The sequence below is a fragment of the Roseomonas sp. 18066 genome (assembly GCF_902706185.1).
Lineage (GTDB): Bacteria > Pseudomonadota > Alphaproteobacteria > Acetobacterales > Acetobacteraceae > Pseudoroseomonas.
The window spans coordinates 1-16,584 of sequence record NZ_CACSJM010000046.1; the positions used below are offsets into that span (position 1 = coordinate 1).

At 71.6% G+C, this 16,584-nt stretch carries 16 protein-coding genes and 1 tRNA gene; 12 read left to right on the forward strand and 5 right to left on the reverse strand.

Translation table 11 applies throughout. The features are described from left to right. Positions 1-222: 222 nt before the first annotated feature. The 3 genes from GVN67_RS11555 to GVN67_RS11565 all read left to right on the forward strand — a co-directional run bounded on the left by GVN67_RS11555 (position 223) and on the right by GVN67_RS11565 (position 2,330). Positions 223-729 (forward strand): EF-hand domain-containing protein, encoded by a 507-nt coding sequence (locus GVN67_RS11555; protein WP_159995983.1) that lies wholly within the window; start codon positions 223-225, stop codon positions 727-729. Between the two features lie 92 nt (positions 730-821). Further along, positions 822-1,517, forward strand: a complete 696-nt coding sequence (gene budA, locus GVN67_RS11560) for an acetolactate decarboxylase (RefSeq protein WP_159995985.1) — start codon at positions 822-824, stop codon at positions 1,515-1,517. 156 nt (positions 1,518-1,673) lie between these two features. Continuing rightward, positions 1,674-2,330 carry a calcium-binding protein gene (locus GVN67_RS11565; protein WP_159995987.1) on the forward strand — a complete coding sequence of 219 codons (657 nt, stop codon included), beginning with the start codon at positions 1,674-1,676 and terminating at the stop codon, positions 2,328-2,330. A 157-nt stretch (positions 2,331-2,487) separates the two neighbouring features. Here the strand turns inward: GVN67_RS11565 and GVN67_RS11570 are convergent. Continuing rightward, positions 2,488-2,562, reverse strand: a tRNA-Val gene (locus GVN67_RS11570). A gap of 105 nt (positions 2,563-2,667) precedes the next feature. Here GVN67_RS11570 and GVN67_RS11575 point away from each other — a divergent pair. Continuing rightward, complete coding sequence (locus GVN67_RS11575; protein WP_159995989.1) at positions 2,668-3,462, forward strand: DUF3108 domain-containing protein; 795 nt, start codon at positions 2,668-2,670, stop codon at positions 3,460-3,462. Here the strand turns inward: GVN67_RS11575 and gph are convergent. Continuing rightward, complete coding sequence (gph, locus tag GVN67_RS11580; protein WP_235035252.1) at positions 3,459-4,118, reverse strand: phosphoglycolate phosphatase; 660 nt, start codon at positions 4,116-4,118, stop codon at positions 3,459-3,461. The two genes, GVN67_RS11575 and gph, sit on opposite strands and share 4 nt — an antisense overlap. A 90-nt stretch (positions 4,119-4,208) precedes the next feature. Between gph and glmU the strand changes: the two genes are divergently transcribed. Together glmU and glmS are read left to right on the forward strand one after the other, a co-directional pair. Then, positions 4,209-5,531: a bifunctional UDP-N-acetylglucosamine diphosphorylase/glucosamine-1-phosphate N-acetyltransferase GlmU gene (glmU, locus tag GVN67_RS11585; protein WP_159995993.1), complete on the forward strand. Its 1,323-nt coding sequence runs from the start codon at positions 4,209-4,211 to the stop codon at positions 5,529-5,531. Then, positions 5,531-7,357 carry a glutamine--fructose-6-phosphate transaminase (isomerizing) gene (gene glmS, locus GVN67_RS11590; RefSeq protein WP_159995995.1) on the forward strand — a complete coding sequence of 609 codons (1,827 nt, stop codon included), beginning with the start codon at positions 5,531-5,533 and terminating at the stop codon, positions 7,355-7,357. Before glmU ends, glmS begins: the two co-directional genes overlap by 1 nt. A 49-nt stretch (positions 7,358-7,406) precedes the next feature. On the opposite strand, the gene GVN67_RS11595 is transcribed toward glmS, so the two are convergent. After that, a complete protein-coding gene (locus GVN67_RS11595; protein WP_159995997.1) occupies positions 7,407-8,504 on the reverse strand; it encodes an NADH:flavin oxidoreductase/NADH oxidase in 1,098 nt (365 codons plus the stop codon). Between the two features lie 117 nt (positions 8,505-8,621). Between GVN67_RS11595 and GVN67_RS11600 the strand changes: the two genes are divergently transcribed. From GVN67_RS11600 to GVN67_RS11610, 3 genes are all read left to right on the forward strand, one after another. Continuing rightward, on the forward strand, positions 8,622-8,951 hold the full coding sequence (locus GVN67_RS11600; protein WP_159995999.1) for a helix-turn-helix transcriptional regulator: 330 nt from the start codon (positions 8,622-8,624) through the stop codon (positions 8,949-8,951). 80 nt (positions 8,952-9,031) lie between these two features. Continuing rightward, positions 9,032-9,490 (forward strand): hypothetical protein, encoded by a 459-nt coding sequence (locus GVN67_RS11605; RefSeq protein WP_159996001.1) that lies wholly within the window; start codon positions 9,032-9,034, stop codon positions 9,488-9,490. Between the two features lie 198 nt (positions 9,491-9,688). Next, positions 9,689-10,339 carry a hypothetical protein gene (locus GVN67_RS11610; protein ID WP_159996003.1) on the forward strand — a complete coding sequence of 217 codons (651 nt, stop codon included), beginning with the start codon at positions 9,689-9,691 and terminating at the stop codon, positions 10,337-10,339. Positions 10,340-10,425: 86 nt separating this feature from the next. Here GVN67_RS11610 and GVN67_RS11615 read toward each other — a convergent pair whose 3' ends face one another. After that, positions 10,426-10,578 carry a DUF3309 family protein gene (locus GVN67_RS11615; RefSeq protein ID WP_159996005.1) on the reverse strand — a complete coding sequence of 51 codons (153 nt, stop codon included), beginning with the start codon at positions 10,576-10,578 and terminating at the stop codon, positions 10,426-10,428. Positions 10,579-10,768: 190 nt separating this feature from the next. On the opposite strand from GVN67_RS11615, the gene GVN67_RS11620 reads away from it, so the two are divergent. From GVN67_RS11620 to GVN67_RS11630, 3 genes are all read left to right on the forward strand, one after another. Then, complete coding sequence (locus GVN67_RS11620; protein WP_159996007.1) at positions 10,769-12,247, forward strand: NAD-dependent succinate-semialdehyde dehydrogenase; 1,479 nt, start codon at positions 10,769-10,771, stop codon at positions 12,245-12,247. 130 nt (positions 12,248-12,377) lie between these two features. Beyond that, on the forward strand, positions 12,378-13,742 hold the full coding sequence (gene gorA / locus GVN67_RS11625; RefSeq protein WP_159996009.1) for a glutathione-disulfide reductase: 1,365 nt from the start codon (positions 12,378-12,380) through the stop codon (positions 13,740-13,742). A gap of 57 nt (positions 13,743-13,799) precedes the next feature. Beyond that, positions 13,800-15,446 (forward strand): glycosyltransferase family 4 protein, encoded by a 1,647-nt coding sequence (locus tag GVN67_RS11630; protein WP_159996011.1) that lies wholly within the window; start codon positions 13,800-13,802, stop codon positions 15,444-15,446. A gap of 102 nt (positions 15,447-15,548) precedes the next feature. Here the strand turns inward: GVN67_RS11630 and GVN67_RS11635 are convergent, their stop codons facing one another. After that, positions 15,549-16,583: an extracellular solute-binding protein gene (locus GVN67_RS11635; RefSeq protein ID WP_159996013.1), complete on the reverse strand. Its 1,035-nt coding sequence runs from the start codon at positions 16,581-16,583 to the stop codon at positions 15,549-15,551. Position 16,584: the final 1 nt, after the last annotated feature.

Here is a 16,584-nt window from a genome sequence, read left to right on the forward strand (position 1 = left end):
TCGCCGCCGCCCCGGCCAAGCCGACCCCCCGCGCCGCGGCGACGCCGGCCCGCAGCGAGCGCCGCCCGGCCCGCTGATTCGCGACCGACGGGTCGCTCTGTCGCGACCCGTCACATTTCCTCACCCGGTCCGGCCGGGGCGGCAATGCCGCCGTTACATCGGCTCCCCAGCTTCTCCTCCAGGCGGCACCCCCGCCGCATCGCTTCAGGAGGAGCTCCCGCCATGAACCGTTTCCTCACCCTCGGCGTGCTCAGCGCCACCATCGTCGCAACCAGCCTGCCGGCCTTCGCTCAGGCCCCAGCGCCCGCGCCGAATTCCCAGACGCAGGTCCAGGTCGAGCGCGGCCCCCGCGGCCCCGCCCGCTTCCTCGCCATGGCCGACACCGACCGCGACGGCCGCGTCACCGAGGCCGAAGCCCTCAACGCCCTCTCCGCCCGCTTCGCCGAGGCCGACGCCAACAAGGATGGCGGCCTGACCAAGGATGAGCTGACCGCCTTCCTGCAGAGCCAGTGGCAGGCCCATCGTGGTGACCGCGGCGCCCCGCCGGAACGCGCCCGCCAGGCCATGGAGACACGCCTCGACGCCATCTTCCGCGCCGCCGACGCCGATCGGGACGGGCGGGTGACCATGGACGAGGTCCGGCCCATCGCCCTCGCTTTGTTCCGGGCGGCGGACAAGAACAATGACGGGGCTCTGGAAGTCTCGGAGCTCCGCGGGCATCGCCGCTAAAAAAGAAAGAAAGGCCGGGGGAAGGAATTCCCCCGGGCCCCCATCTTTTTTCTGGTCCACAATCCGCGGCAACGGCCAGGAACCAGAACAAGATGCGCGCTGCCTATCTCTCCGCCCCAATTAATGCCCTGCTCGACGGGCTCTACGAGGGCACGGCGACCGTGGAAGAGATCCTCAGGGAGGGCGACCTCGGCCTCGGCACCTTCGAGGACCTGGACGGCGAGATGGTGATCCTCGACGGCCGCGCCTGGCAGGTCGACAACCACGGCCAGGCCCGTGAGGTCGATGGCACCGCCCGCACCCCCTTCGCCTGCGTCGCCCGCTTCCGCGCCGACACCAGCGACGAAGTCCCGCCCGGCACCGGCATCGAGCAGGCGGTGGCCGCGCTGATCCCGTCCCCCAACATGCTCTACGCCATCCGCATCCAGGGCGTCTTCGAGGGCCTGCGCGTCCGCAGCGTCCCCCGCCAGGAGGCCTACACGCCGCTCGTCGAGGTGGCGAAGCAGCAGGCCACCTTCGACTTCCCCGAGGTCGAGGGCACCCTCTGCGGCTTCTGGACCCCCGCCTTCCTGCACAGCGTGGCCGTCCCCGGCTGCCACCTGCATTTCCTCGACAGCGCGCGCCAGCGCGGCGGCCACCTGCTTTCGGGCCGGCTGCGCGCAGGCGCCATCGAGCTCATGCACCTGCCGCGCCTGAACATGGCCCTGCCGATGACGCTGGATTTCCTGACCGCCAACCTGGACCGCGACAGCCAGGCCGAGCTCGGGGTGATCGAGAAGGAGGGCTGAGGTGGGGGAGGGCGGCGATCCGGCCCTGCGCCATCCATGCCGTCTATCGGCGCGATAGGGGCCCGCCCCCCCGCCGACAGTCTGGCCAGACTCCCGGGCCGGCCCCTATCCTCTGGCCCTATCCTCTGGCCGCCAACCCTCTCCCGGATCCCTGCCATGCCGCCCAAGCCGCTCGCCCAGGACGATCTCGAAAAGGTCACCGGGGGTTTCCACACCGGGGGCTACGACTCCGAGCGCGGGGGCAGCGCCGGCGACGACACCATGGTCGGCAGCAACATGAGCGACGGCATCTTCGCGAGGGGCGGCAACGACACCGTCCATGGCGGCGCCGGCAACGACATGCTCTGGGGCGAGGCCGGCAATGACGTGCTCCTCGGCGAGACCGGCGACGACGTGCTTATCGGCGGCGAGGGCAAGGACGTCCTGGACGGCGGCGCCGGCCAGGACATCCTCCACGGCATGGAGGGCGACGACGTGCTCGATGGCGGCAGCGGCGACGGGACGGCGGACCGCGCCCATGGCGGCGATGGCGACGACAGCTTCATCTGGGCGCCGGGCGACGGCAACGACACTTTCTACGGCGAGGCCGGCAGCGACACGCTGCAGCTGGGCAATGTGAGCCTGCTGCAGCTGCAGCTGTCGCTGTCCCTGCAGGGCGATACCGGCCTGCAGATGCAGCTGGGCGGTTCCGCGGAGGCGCCGGAGGTGACCTTCACCGATGCCGAGGGCAATCCGGCCAGCTTCAGCGGCACGATCACCATTGGCGTGGAGACCCTGCGCTTCGCCGGCATCGAGAAGATCAGGCTGAACTAGCGCGGCCGGCGTTCAGCCGGGCTGCGGCCGCGGCTGCCCAGGGAGCTGTGCCAGCCCCGTGTCGAACCGCCTGGATTGTTCTTGATGCGACGCGGTTCCCGTTGGGCCGCGAATGCTTGATGTCCAGCCCGAAAGCCGAGGATATCAAGGACCCCGATGGTGGGCGCGACAGGGATTGAACCTGTGACCCCCGCCGTGTGAAGGCGATGCTCTACCGCTGAGCTACGCGCCCATCGTGGGTGAGGCGCTTACTAAGGGGCGGGCAGGGGGCCGTCAAGCGGTCGTGTTGAATATTCCCCCCTTCTAACAAGGCCTTCGCAGGCCCATGTCCTTGCCCATGAGATGGCGCCCCGCTGCCCTGCTGCTGTCGCTGCTCGCCGTCCCCGCCCTGGCGCGGGCGGAGCCCATGCGGGCGGTCTATTCCGTCCAGGCCGCCGGCGTGCAGGTGATGCGGGTGGAAGCGATCTTCGACCTCGACAGCCCGAGCCGCTACCGCATCGAGAGCAGCTTCCGCTTCACCGGCCTCGCCGGCTGGTTTGCCGGCGGCCGGCAGGCCAACCGGGTGGATGGCGTCTGGGTCGACAATGCGGCCCGCCCGGTGCGCTATGTCGGCGACGGTCTGTGGCGCGGCGAGCCGCGGCAGACGGTGCTGGAATATCGTGACAACCAGCCGGTCGCCCGGGTGATGATCCCCGCCGAGGACCCCGACCGCGAGCCGGTGCCTGAGGCGCTGCAGCGCGGCACGGTGGATTCCCTGACCGCGCTGGCCCAGCTGACGCGAAACCTCGCCACCACCGGCCGCTGCGAAGGTCGCGCCGCCATTTTCGATGGCCGGCGTCGGGCCGACATGGCCGCCCGCACGCTCGGCCGCGACCGGCTGACCCCGCAAAGCGGCTCCTGGGGCGGCGAGGCGGTGCGCTGCGGCTTCGAGGCGCGCCAGCTGGCCGGCTTCAAGCGCGACGACGGCCCCGATGCCCGCGAGCCGCAGGAGGGCCTGGCCTGGATGGCCGCCCCCCTGGCTGGCGGCCCGATCATCCCGGTGCGGGTGGAGATGCCCGGCCGCTGGCTCGGCCGGCTGACGGCGCTGCTGGTCGAGGTCAAGCCCGCCCAGCAGCAGGCCCAGCTGCGTTAAGCTAAAGCAGCCCGGATCAGCGCCGGCAGCTCGGACGGAGAGGCGGCCACCGGCGCCCCCTCCGCCATCTCCGGCAGCCCGTAGCCATAGGCGCAGAAGATCGCCGGCAGGCCCGCGCCTCGGCCGCCGATGATGTCGTTGTGGTGGTCGCCGACCATGACCGCGGCCTCGGGCGTGCCACCGGCCGCCTTCAGCGTCGCCAGCACATGCGCGGGGTCCGGCTTGCGCACCGGGAAGCTGTCGCCGCCGCCAAGGGCAGAAAAACGGCTGTCGATGCCGAGCGCCGCCAGCAGCAGCCGCGCCGCCTTTTCCGGCTTGTTGGTGCAAACGGCCATGGTCCAGCCCTCGGCGGCGAGGGTGTCCAGCACGGCTTCCATCCCGGGGAAGAGCCGGGTGTGGACCGCCGCATTGGCCTCGTAATCGGCCAGGAAGGCCGGCATGGCGGTCGGGTCCGGCGCCAGGCCGCGGGCGGCGAAGGCGCGCTGGATCAGCACGGGCACGCCGTCGCCGATGAAGCGGGTCACTTCGTCCAGCGTGAAGGGCGGCTGGCCGCGCGCCGCCATCATGCGGGAGAGCGCGGCGTGGATGTCCGGCCGGCTGTCCACCAGCGTGCCGTCCAGGTCGAAGATCACGGTGCGTTGCAGGGGGCGTTGCATGGCCCCAGCTTGTGCCATGTTTCGTGCGGCAATGCGATGTGAGGCCGCATCCTCTTGCCCTGGCTGCGCTTTACCCGGCAGATGCCCTGCATGTCCGCTGCAGCCATCCTCCTCGCCGCCGGTCTCGGCACCCGCATGAAAAGCCGCCTGCCCAAGGCGCTGCATCCTCTGGCGGGTCGGCCGATGCTGAACCACCTGATCGCCGCCTGCGAGGGCGTCTTCGACCGGGTGGTGGTGGTGGTCGGCCCCGACATGCCGGCGCTGGAAGCCGCCGCCCACCCGCATGCGACCGTGGTCCAGGCCGAGCGCCTGGGCACCGGCCATGCCGCCCTGCAGGCTTTTCCCCTGCTGGCCGGTTTCGATGGCGATGTCGCCGTCCTCTATGCCGACAACCCGCTGATCACCCCCGACACGCTGAAGCGCCTGCGGGCCGCCCGCGACAATGCGGGCCTGGCCCTGCTGGCGATGCGCCCGGCCGATCCCGCGCGCTACGGCCGTGTCCTGCAGAACGCCGCCGGCGACGTCACCCGCATCGTCGAATTCGCCGAGGCGAATGAGGAAGAGCGTGCCGTCGGCCTCTGCAATGCCGGCGTTCTCTGCGCGCCTGCCGAGAAGCTGTTTGGCTGGCTGCGGCAGGTGCGCAACGACAACCGCGCCGGCGAATATTATCTGCCGGATGTCGTGCCGCTGGCCGTCGCCGATGGCGACCGCGTCACCGCCGTCGAGGCCCCCGAGGCGGAACTGCGCGGCATCAACAGCCGCGTCGAGCTCGCCGCCGCCGAGGCCGAGATCCAGGCCCGCCTGCGCCGCCAGGCCATGGAGCAGGGCGCGACCCTGATCCAGCCGGACAGCGTCGTCTTCTCCTACGACACGACGCTGGGCCGCGACGTCACCGTGCAGCCGAATGTTGTCTTCGGCCCCGGCGTCACCGTGGAAGATGGCGTCGAGATTCGCGCCTTCTCGCATCTGGAAGGCTGCGTCGTGCGGGAAGGGGCCCTGGTCGGCCCCTATGCCCGGCTGCGCCCCGGCACCGATGTCGGCCCCCGCGCCCATATCGGCAATTTCGTCGAGCTGAAGAACGCCCAGGTCGCCGAAGGCGCCAAGGCCAACCACCTCAGCTATATCGGCGATGCCAGCATCGGCGCCGGCAGCAATATCGGCGCTGGCACCATCACCTGCAACTATGACGGCTTCGCCAAGCACCGCACCGAGATCGGCGCCGGGGTCTTCGTCGGCTCGCACACCACGCTGGTGGCGCCGATCGCGCTGGGCGACGGGTCGATGACGGCGGCGGGCTCGGTGCTGACCCGCGATGTGGCCGCCGACGCGATGGCCTTCGCCCGCGCCCGGCCTGCCGAGAAACCCGGAGCCGCCGCCGCCTTCCGGGCCGCGCGGCGCAAGGAGAAGAACTGATGTGCGGCATCGTCGGCGTCGTCGGGCGCGAAGCGGCAGCCCCCCGCCTGCTCGAGGCGCTGCGGCGCCTGGAATACCGCGGCTATGACAGCGCGGGCATCGCCACCCTGGTCAACGGCCATGTCGAGCGCCGCCGCGCCGAGGGCAAGCTGATCAACCTGGCGACGGTGCTCGACGCCCAGCCGCTGGAGGGCACCACCGGCATCGGCCATACCCGCTGGGCCACCCATGGCGCGCCGACCGAGCGCAACGCGCATCCGCACGGCACCGCCCGCGTCTCGGTGGTGCATAACGGCATCATCGAGAATTTCGCCGAGCTGCGCGCCGAGCTCGAGGCCGAGGGCATCGAGTTCGAGACCGAGACCGACACCGAGGCCGTCGCCAAGCTGCTCGACTTTCTGCTGTCGCAGGGCGACACGCCGGAGCAGGCGGTGTCGAAAACCCTGAAGAAGATCCATGGCGCCTTCGGGCTGGCGATGGTCTTCGCCGGCCATCCGCGCAAGCTGATCGCGGCGCGCCAGGGCAGCCCGCTGGCCGTCGGCTTCGGCGACGGCGAGATGTTCATCGGCTCCGACGCCCTGGCCCTGGCGCCCATGACCCGCCGCATCGCCTATATGGAGGAGGGCGACTGGGCCGTCCTCGACGAGAACTCCGCCACATTCTTCGACGCCGAGGACCGGCCGGTCGAGCGCGCCGTCAGGCTGACCTCGCTGTCGGGGGCCGCCGTCGGCAAGGGCAACTACCGGCACTTCATGGAGAAGGAGCTGCACGAGCACCCCGTCGTGCTCGGCGACACGCTGCGCCAGTATATCGACCCGGCCAGCCGCGCCGTCGCCCTGCCGGCGCTGCCCTTCGATCCCGTCACCGTGCCGAAGATTTCCTTCAGCGCCTGCGGCTCGGCCTTCATCGCCACCCAGGTCGCCCGCTACTGGTTCGAGCAGGTGGCCCGCCTGCCGGTCGACACCGATGTCGCCAGCGAGCTGCGCTACCGCGACCCGCCGCTGCCGGTGGGTGGCGCCGCCCTGCTGGTCAGCCAGTCCGGCGAGACCGCCGACACCCTGGCCGCGCTGCGCCTGCTGAAGTCGCGTGGCCAGCACATTCTCTCGGTGGTCAACGTGCCGGAAAGCACGATGGACCGGGAGAGCGACGGCACCCTGCTGACGGTCGCCGGGCCCGAGATCGGCGTGGCCTCGACCAAGGCCTTCACCGCGCAGCTCGCCGTGCTGGCCAGCCTGGCGCTGGGCTTCGGCCGCGCCCGCGGCACGCTCTCGGCAGCCGAGGAGGCCCGGCTGACGGCGGCGCTGCTGGAAGTCCCCGCCCATGCCGCCGAGCTGCTGGAGCATGGCGCCGGCGAGATGATGGAAATCGCCCGCGAGGTCGCCGCCGCCCGCGACGTCCTGTTCCTGGGCCGCGGCTCGCTCTACCCGATCGCGCTGGAAGGCGCGCTGAAGCTGAAGGAGCTCAGCTACATCCATGCCGAGGGTTATGCCGCCGGCGAGATGAAGCACGGCCCCATCGCGCTGATCGACGCCTCGGTGCCGGTCGTGGCCCTCTGCCCCTCGGGGCCGCTCTTCGAGAAGACGGCGTCGAACCTGCAGGAGGCCGCGGCGCGCGGCGGCCGCATCATGGCCTTCACCGATGCGGAAGGCGCCCCCGCCCTGCGCCGCTTCGCCGAGCGCGTGGTGGTGCTGCCCAGCGTCGACCCCTTCGTGGCGCCGATCCTCTACGCCATCCCGGTGCAGCTGCTGGCCTATCACGTGGCGGTGCTGAAGGGCACCGATGTCGACCAGCCGCGCAACCTCGCCAAGGCCGTGACGGTCGAGTGATTCTTTCGGTGGCGGCGGGGCGGCGCCCCGCCGCGGCGTTTCGCGGGCCTCAGGCCGCGCGATAGCGCTCCAGCCAATGCGCATAGGGCGCCGGCAGGGTCCAGGACGGCTTCTCGACGCCCAGCTGCTTGGCGGCGAAGAACGGCCAGTGCGGGTTCTCCAGCAGCGGCCGGCCCATCATCACCAGGTCGACCTGGCCCTTCTCCAGCATCGATTCCGCCATTTCCGGCGTGCCGACATACCAGCTGGTGGCGGTGGGCAGCCCGGTCTCGCGCCGCATGCGGCCGGCGGTCTCGCCCATGAAGCCGGGGCCCCAGGGGATCTTCGCCGTCGGCGTGTTGAAGCCGACCGAGACATCGAGGAAGTCCAGCCCTTCGGCCTTCATGGCGCGGACCAGGGCTGCGGCCTCCTGCTGCGTCTCCTCGTCGGCGCCGTCGAACTCGATGACGCTGAAGCGGGCCGACAGCGGCAGATGCGCCGGCCAGACCTTCCGCACCGCCCGCACCGTCTCGACCAGGAAGCGGCCGCGATTCTCGGCCGAGCCGCCATACTGGTCGGTGCGCTGGTTCGAGTGTTTGGAAAAAAAGTTCTGGGCCAGGTAGCCATGCGCCAGGTGCAGCATCAGCCATTCGAAGCCGGCGTCGCGCGCCCGCTCGGCGGCGGCGACGAAATCGGCCTGGACCCGGGCGATGTCGTCCAGCGTCATTTCCGCCGGCGTCTTCGACAGCCCGCCGCCGAAGGCCACCGCCGAGGCGGAAATCGTCGGCCAGCCGCGCGCATCGCCCTCGGCGATATGGTCGTCGCCTTCCCAGGGGCGGTTGGCGCTGGCCTTGCGCCCGGCATGGCCGATCTGGATGCCGGGCACGGCGCCCGCCGCCTTGATGCCGGCGACGACGGGCAGGAAGGCGTCCTTCTGCGCATCGTTCCACAGCCCGGTGCAGCCCGGGGTGATGCGGCCCTCGGGCGAGACGCCGGTGGCCTCGACCACCACCAGCCCGGCGCCGCCGCGGGCGAGCGCCGTGTAATGCGCCAGGTGCCAGTCGTTCGGCAGGCCTTCATCGGCGGAGTACTGGCACATCGGCGAGACCACGATGCGGTTGCGCAGGGTGACGCCCTTCAGGGTATAGGGCTCGAAGAGATGGGGCATAGGTATCCTCGGGAAGGGGGAGCGGCGGCGACCAGCGCCGCGGTTGGCGCCTTAGTTCCATCAAATTCGAACTAATGGCAAGCCCCTGCGGGCCGATGCCAGAGGAGCGTGGCGCCCATGGCGGCGATGAAGCACCCGGAAGCTTCCGAGTTCCGGCTTGAGAAAGTGCTGCATGCGCTGAGCGACGGCGTGCGCCTGGGCATCGTCCGCCAGCTGGCGGCGGAGGGCGAGGCCAGCTGCGGCGCCCTCGATGGCGGCCGGCCGAAATCCACCGTCTCCCACCATTTCCGCGTGCTGCGCGATGCCGGGCTGGTGCGCACCACCACCTTCGGCGTCACCCACATGAACACGCTGCGCCGCATCGAGCTCGATGCCCGCTTCCCCGGCCTGCTGGCGGCGGTGCTGGCGGCCGGGGAGGGCGGATCCGAGGGCGACCCGCCGGGCTGACAATGCTTGGCAGCCGCCGCCGGGCCTGGCTATGCTGCACTGCACCATCGCCCTGGCCCCCCGCGGAGACTGCCCCCGCCATGCCCGCCCCATCGCCCTGGACGCGCCTGTCGCGCACCGAATTCATGGCCCGGCGCTACCTCGCCAGCCGCGGCGGCGCGCCGATGGTGGAGGACCCGCTGCGCATGGCGCTGCCGAAGCTGCGGCGCGAGGTCGCGCAATGCCGCCGGCTGGCCCGCCTCGACCTCGGCCTCGCCGCCGCCCTGGTCAGCGTCGCGCTGACCGTGATGGGCAGCGTCTGGCTGGCGCCGCTGCATGGCGGCATCCTGCTGGTGCTGGTCTATCTGCACCTGGTGCCGCTGCTGGGCCTGGCCGTCGTGGTCTGGGGCGCCATCGTCATGGAGACCTCGGCGCCGCGCCTGGCCACCGCCCGCCGCATCGCCCGCGCCCTGCAATCCGGCGCCTGGCTGGAGGCGCTGGACCTCGCCGTGCACGGCCTGCCGGGCCGCCCGGCGGAAGCGGTGGCGCCGGGCGCCTGACTGGTCTAGGCTGACGACAGCCGCGGCCCCCAGGGGCTTGCGACTCGACCTTGGCGGCGAAGACAGCCGTCTTCCGGCATCCTGTGCCGGTTCGCGCCTGGGGGCAAAAACCGCCCTCCCAGGCCTGTAAACCCCGCCGCGAGGCTGGGCGTTCCGTCATGGGAGCGCCGTCTTCGCGTCCCGGAGGAGGACCAGGCCATGTCGAGCACCATTTCCGGAATTTCCAGCAGCCAGCTGGACCGCCTCGCCGCGTTGCAGCTGGCGCCGCGCAACAGTCGCGCCAACCAGGACAGCGACCAGGGCCAGGCGGCCGACGCCACCAACCAGACCCAGGTGCTGGGCCTGCGCACCTCGGCGCTGGGCGACGACCTGCTGGCGGCGCTGCTGGCCGGCGACACCGGCGAGGTCTCCACCGGCGCCAGCACCAGCCTGACCAGCAGCGCCGAGGGCGTCAGCCGCGAGGCGGTGACCGAAGCCGAGGACGAGGGCGATGCCACCGCCCGCCTGATGTCACAGCTTGGTGACTGGCGGCTGAGCGACCGCGACGCCAGCGGCGCTGCCCCGGGCGGCGCCGATGCGCTGTCGGGCCCCTTCGGCAACCGCCCGCCGCCGCCGCCGGGCGGCGCGCCCCCGGCCGAGGCCCAGGCCCAGGCCACCGGGGCCGATGCCGCCGCCACCAACGAGACCGCCACCGGCGCCCAGGGCAGCCTGGAGCAGACCGGCAGCGACGCCGCCGACAGCTATGCCGCGCGCCGCCAGCAGATGACCGACTCGCTCTACGCCGCGGTCGCCGCCTATGCCACCGGCAGCTCCGCCACCATGGGCTCGCTGGCCTCCGTCGAGGTCTGACGGCGCCACCCCTTGCGCGGCACGAAAAAGGGCCCCGGGGAATCGCTCCCCGGGGCCCTTTTCAGGTCAGCGGTATCGCGCTGCGGTCAGATGCGTCCCATCAGCAGCAGCACCAGCAGGATCAGCAGGATCAGGCCGAGACCGCCGGAGGGGCCGTAGCCCCAGCCGCTGCTATAGCCCCAGCGCGGCAGGGCGCCGACCAGCAGCAGGATGATGATGATCAGAAGGATCAGGCCCATGGATCGAACTCCCTCGGGTTTTGGTTCAGCTTGCGCCGTGCCGGATGAACGCCGCGGATCGGTAGAATGTTGCGTGGCGGCCGGCTTATTCGGCATGACGCCGGGCTGACAGCGGGCGCGCGCCTGCCTACCTTCCCTGCACCAGACGGGCGCCGGCACAGGCACCCGCCTTGATCGGGAGAAGATCGCCATGCTCGACGCCGTCACCAAGCTGGTCCTGAAGGACCCCGACCTGCTGCGGCAGGCCAATTACATCGATGGCCAATGGGTCAAGGCCGACAGCGGCAAGGTGCTGGAGGTGAAGAACCCCGCCACCGGCGAGCTGGTCGGCACCATCCCGGCCATGGGCCAGGCCGAGACCCGCCGCGCCATCGAGGCCGCCCACGCCGCTTGGCCCGCCTGGCGCGCCATGCTGGCCGGCGAGCGCGCCGCCATCCTGAAGAAGCTGGCCGCGCTGATGCTGGCCAATACCGAGGACCTGGCGGCCATCATGACGGCCGAGCAGGGCAAGCCCTATGCCGAGGCCAAGGGCGAGGTCGCCTATTCCGCCAGCTTCATCGAGTGGTTCGCCGAGGAGGCCCGCCGCGTCAACGGCGAGACCATCCCGCAGAACGCCAAGGGCCGCCGCATCCTGGTGACCAAGGAGCCGGTGGGCGTCTTCGCCGCCATCACGCCCTGGAACTTCCCCTCGGCCATGATCACCCGCAAGGCCGGTCCGGGCTGGGCCGCCGGCTGCACCGGCGTGATCCGCCCGGCCAGCCAGACGCCGTTCTCGGCGCTGGCCATCGCGGTCCTCGCCGAGCGCGCCGGCATGCCGAAGGGCGTCTGCAACGTCATCACCGGCCCGTCCTCCGGCACCGGCCGCGAGCTCACCGGCAACCCGCTGGTGCGCAAGCTGTCCTTCACCGGCTCCACCGAGGTCGGCCGCGTGCTGCTCGAGCAATGCGCCCAGACCATCAAGAAGACCTCGATGGAGCTCGGCGGCAACGCCCCCTTCATCGTCTTCGACGACGCCGACCTGGACGAGGCGGTCAAGGGCGCCATGGCGTCGAAGTACCGCAACACCGGACAGACCTGCGTCTGCGCCAACCGCCTGCTGGTGCAGGAAGGCGTCTACGAGGCCTTCGCCGCCAAGCTGAAGGCCGCGGTCGAAGGGCTGAAGGTCGGCAACGGCATGGAGGAGGGCGTCACCCAGGGGCCGCTGATCAATGCCGACGCGGTGAAGAAGGTGCAGGAGCATATCGCCGACGCCCTGTCGAAGGGCGCCAACGTGGTGACCGGCGGCAAGCCGGACGCCAAGGGCGGCAACTTCTTCCAGCCGACCGTGCTGGCCAACGTGCCGCATGACGCGCTGATCTTCCGCGAGGAGACCTTCGGGCCCGTCGCCCCGCTGTTCCGCTTCAAGACCGAGGCGGAGGCGATCAAGCTGGCCAACGACACCGAGTTCGGCCTGGCGGCGTATTTCTACGCCCGCGACGTCGGCCGCATCTTCCGCGTCGCCGAAGCCCTGGAATACGGCATCGTCGGCATCAACGAAGGCATCATCTCGACCGCCGAGGCGCCCTTCGGCGGCTTCAAGCAGTCCGGCCTTGGCCGCGAAGGGTCCACGCACGGGATCGATGAGTATCTCGAGACCAAGTACCTGGCGCTCGGCGGCATCGGCGGCTGAGACAGTAAGCGAAGGCCGGGGGAACTGAGTTCCCCCGGACCCCCACATTCATAAGGGCTGACCTGCACGGGCTTGACGAAAAACACCCGGCATCCCTTCTTGCCTTCCAGCAAAGGCAGGATCCGGCCCGATGAGCAGCTACGACTTCGACCTCTTCGTCATCGGCGGCGGCTCCGGCGGCGTGCGCTGCGCCCGCATCTCAGCCAGCCACGGCGCCCGCGTCGCGGTGGCGGAAGAACGCTTCTGGGGCGGCACCTGCGTCAATGTCGGCTGCGTGCCCAAGAAGATCATGGTCCACGCCGCCGAATACGGCCAATGGGCCCATGACGCCCCGGCCTTCGGCTGGACTGACGGCCAGCCCGGCACCCATGACTGGACCACGCTCGCCACCGCCCGCGACGCCGAGGTGGCGCGGCTGAACGCCATCTATTCCCGCCTGCTGACCAACGCCAACGTCACCAGCTTCAACGCCCGCGCCACCTTCATCGACGCGCACACGCTGGACGTCGGCGGCCAGCGCGTCACCGCCGAGCGCATCGTCATCGCCGTCGGCGGCCGCCCGCAGCGCCCCGACATCCCCGGCGCCGAGCTCGGCCTGGTCTCCGACGACCTCTTCACCCTGACCGAGCGCCCGAAGCGCATCGTCGTCATCGGCGGCGGCTATATCGCCCTCGAATTCGCTTCCCTGCTGCGCGGTCTCGGCTCGGAGGTCGACCTGCTCTACCGCCAGCCGCTGCCGCTGCGCGGCATGGATGGCGACCTGCGCTCGGCGATGGCCGAGGCGCTGGAAAACCAGGGCATCCGCCTGCATCCCGGCCAGATGCCCGCCCGCCTCGAGCGCGCCACCGATGGCAGCCTGCGCCTGACCACCGAGGGTGGCACGGTGCTGGAGACCGACCAGGTGATGTTCGCCACCGGCCGCGTCCCGCACACCGACAGCCTCGGGCTGGAGCAGGTGGGCATCAAGACCGGCGCCTCCGGCTGCGTCCCGGTGACGCTGGAGCAGGCCACCACCCAGCCGCATATCTTTGCCATCGGCGACGTCACCGACCAGCTGAACCTGACGCCGGTGGCGACCGCCGTGGGCCATGCCCTGGCCGACACGCTGTTCGGCGGCCGGCCGCGCACGGCGAGCTTCCAGAACGTGCCGACGGCGATCTTCACCTCGCCCCCGGCGGCGACGGTCGGGCTGTCGGAGGAGGCGGCGGCGCTGCAGGGCCCGATCGACGTCTATGTCGCCCGCTTCACCCCGATGCGCCACACCATCAGCAAGGCGCCGCGCAAGACCATGATGAAGCTGGTGGTCTCCCGCCGCACCCAGCGGGTGCTGGGCGCCCATATGCTGGGCGAGGACGCCGCCGAGATCATGCAGGGCATCGCGGTGGCCATCGTCGCCGGCGCCACCAAGGAAGACTTCGACCGCACCATCGGCATCCACCCGACCGCGGCCGAGGAATTCGTCACCATGCGCACGGTGACGCGCCAGGTCGGCTGAGGCCCAAGCCGAAGCGGGGGCATTCAAACCGGAACGGTTCCGCGCCATGATGGCGGCATGGCTCCTCCTCCCAATGCCGCCATCGGCTTCGCCGCCGATGGCTTCCAGACCGACCGCACCCGGCTCATGGGCCGCCATGTGGCGGGCGATGGCTTCCTTCGCGGCCTGATCCGGCATGGCGGCGTCGACCGGCTGGCGGCCTATCTGCTGGCGGCCGGCGACGCCCCGGTCTTCGAGCAGCTGGCCCGCAAGGCCGGCGCGACCATGGCGCTGGAGGCCATCGCGCCGCACCGGCTGGACCGGCTGGCGGCCCTCGGCACGCTGATGCTGCCGGGGCCCGAGGTCGCGCATTACGCCCGCGCCCGGCGCTTCGCCGGCAGCACCGCCTATTCCGTCGTGGGCGTCACGCACACCACCGCCTCGCATGGCGCGATGGAGGCGATCGCCGGGCTGCTGGCGGGCCCGGCCGAGCCCTGGGACGCGCTGATCTGCACCTCCCGCGCCGTCGCCGCCACCGCTCGCAGCCTGCTGGAGGCCGAGGCGGCGCAGCTGCGCGAGCGGCTGGGCGCGCAGCGCTTCCCGCTGCCGCTGCTGCCGGTGATCCCGCTCGGCATCGATTGCGCCGCCTTTGCCCCGCCGGAGGGCGCGCGGGCGGCCTGGCGCGCGCGGCTGGGCATCGCCGAGGACACGGTGGTGGTGCTCTCCCTCAGCCGGCTGTCCTGGCATGCGAAGGCGCATCCGGTGGCGCTGTTCGGCGCGCTGGGCCGGGCGGCGCGGCGTCCCGGGGCGCCGAAGCTTCATTGCGTGCTGGCCGGCTGGTTCGCCCATGGCGAGCAGGAGCCGGCGCATCGCGGCATGGCCCAGGCCCTGGCGCCGGAGGTCGGCCTGTCCATCCTCGACGCCCGGACCGGCGACAGCCGCCAGGGCCTGCACGCCATGGCCGATGTCTTCGCCCTGCTGGTCGACAATATCCAGGAGACCTATGGGCTGGCCCCGGTCGAGGCCATGGCCGCCGGCCTGCCGGTCGTCGTCAGCGACTGGGACGGCTTCAAGGACACGGTGCGCCATGGCGAGGACGGCTTCCGCATCCCCAGCCTGATGGCGCCGCCCGGCAGCGCGGGCGACCTGGCGCTGCGGCATGCGACGGGGGCGCTGAACTACGACCATTATCTCGGTGCCTCGACCCAGCTGGTGGCGCTCGACATCGCCGCGGGCGCCGAGGCTTTCTTCCAGCTGGCCACCCAGCCGGAACTGCGGCGCAAGATGGGCGCGGCGGGGCAGGCGCGGGCCTTGCAGCATTTCGACTGGAAGGTGGTGATCGGGCAGTACCAGGCGCTGTGGTCGGCGCTGGCCGAGCGACGGCAGGCGGCGACCCCCGGCCCGCGCGCCCTGGACCCGCGCTTCGCCGACCCGACCGAGGCCTTCGCCGCCTATCCCAGCGCGGCGCTGGCGGGGGCGATGCGGGTCGAGGCGGATCCGGCCGCGGTGGCCTCGATCGACGGCCTGGCGGCGGTGCCGGGCGGGCTGCACCGCGCCGGCGGCGGGCTGGGGGTGGCGGCGCTGGCGGCGCTGCTGCACCGGCTGCGGCAGGAGGGCCCGCTGACGGTGGCGGCGCTGCTGCCCGAGGAAGGCCGGGCCGCGGCCCTGCGCGGGCTGCTCTGGCTGATGAAGTCCGGCTTCGTCCGCCGCGTGCCCGGCGCCTGAATCAAGAAGGGGGCAGGGCCTGCGCCCCACCCCCCCAGCTCGTCCCACCGCCTCAGTGCCGGGACCAGCGCCCCCACGCGAAGGCGGCAGCCCGAGAGAAAATCAATTCCAGCCGGCGCGCTGGAGGATCTGCAGGGCTTCGGGGGTGCGGTCGAGGTTGCCGGCCGCGTTGATCGGCTCGGCGCGGAAGGTCCCCATGGCGGCCAGGATCGGGTGCAGCGGCGCGCCGGCCACCACCGGGAATTCCATGTTGCCGAGGGCGAACATTTCCTGGGCGCGGTGGGTGGTCATGAATTCCAGGAAGCGGATGGCATTCGCCTTGTTCGGCGCGTTCGCCGTCAGCCCGGCGCCGGAGATGTTCACATGCGTGCCGCGGTCGCCGGCGCCCTGGTTCGGGAAGATCACGCCGATCCGCTTGAACAGCGCCTGGTCCTCGGGCTTGTCGGAGCGCCCGGTCAGGCCGAGGTAGTAGCTGTTGGCGATGGCCAGGCCGCACTGGCCCGACGGGATGGCGCGGAACTGGTCGCGGTCGCCGCCCTGGGGGGGGCGCGCGAAATTGGCGACGACGCCGCGGGCCCAGGCCTCGGCCTGCCCGGCGCCATCGGCGGCGAGCAGGGCGGCGGCCAGGCTGGTGTTGTAGGGATGCGCGCCGCTGCGGGCGCAGATCATGCCCTTGAAGCGCGGATCGGCCAGGTCCTCGTAGCGGGCCAGGCCCTCGGGCACGCCCTTCTCGCGGTCATACATGATCAGCCGTGCGCGCTGCGAGACGGCGAACCACAGCCCGTCGGGGTCGCGCAGCCCGGCGGGGACGCGCTCGTCGACGGTGGCCGAGCCATGCGGCGCCAGGATCTTCGCCTGGGCGGCGCGGGCGAGGCGGGCGGCATCGACGGTCAGGAAGACATCGGCCGGGCTGTTGGCGCCTTCGTTGCGGATGCGCTCGATCAGCTGGTCGGCCTGGCCCTCGATCACCCGCACGCGGATGCCGGTCTCCTTGGTGAATTCCTCATAGAGCGCGCGGTCGGTGTCGTAGTGGCGCGCGGAATAGAGGTTGATCTCGCCGCCGCCCTGGGCCCGAAGGCTGGCGGGGGCCGCGAGCGCCAGCGCGCCCAGCGCGGCGAGGAGGGGGCGTCGGAACATG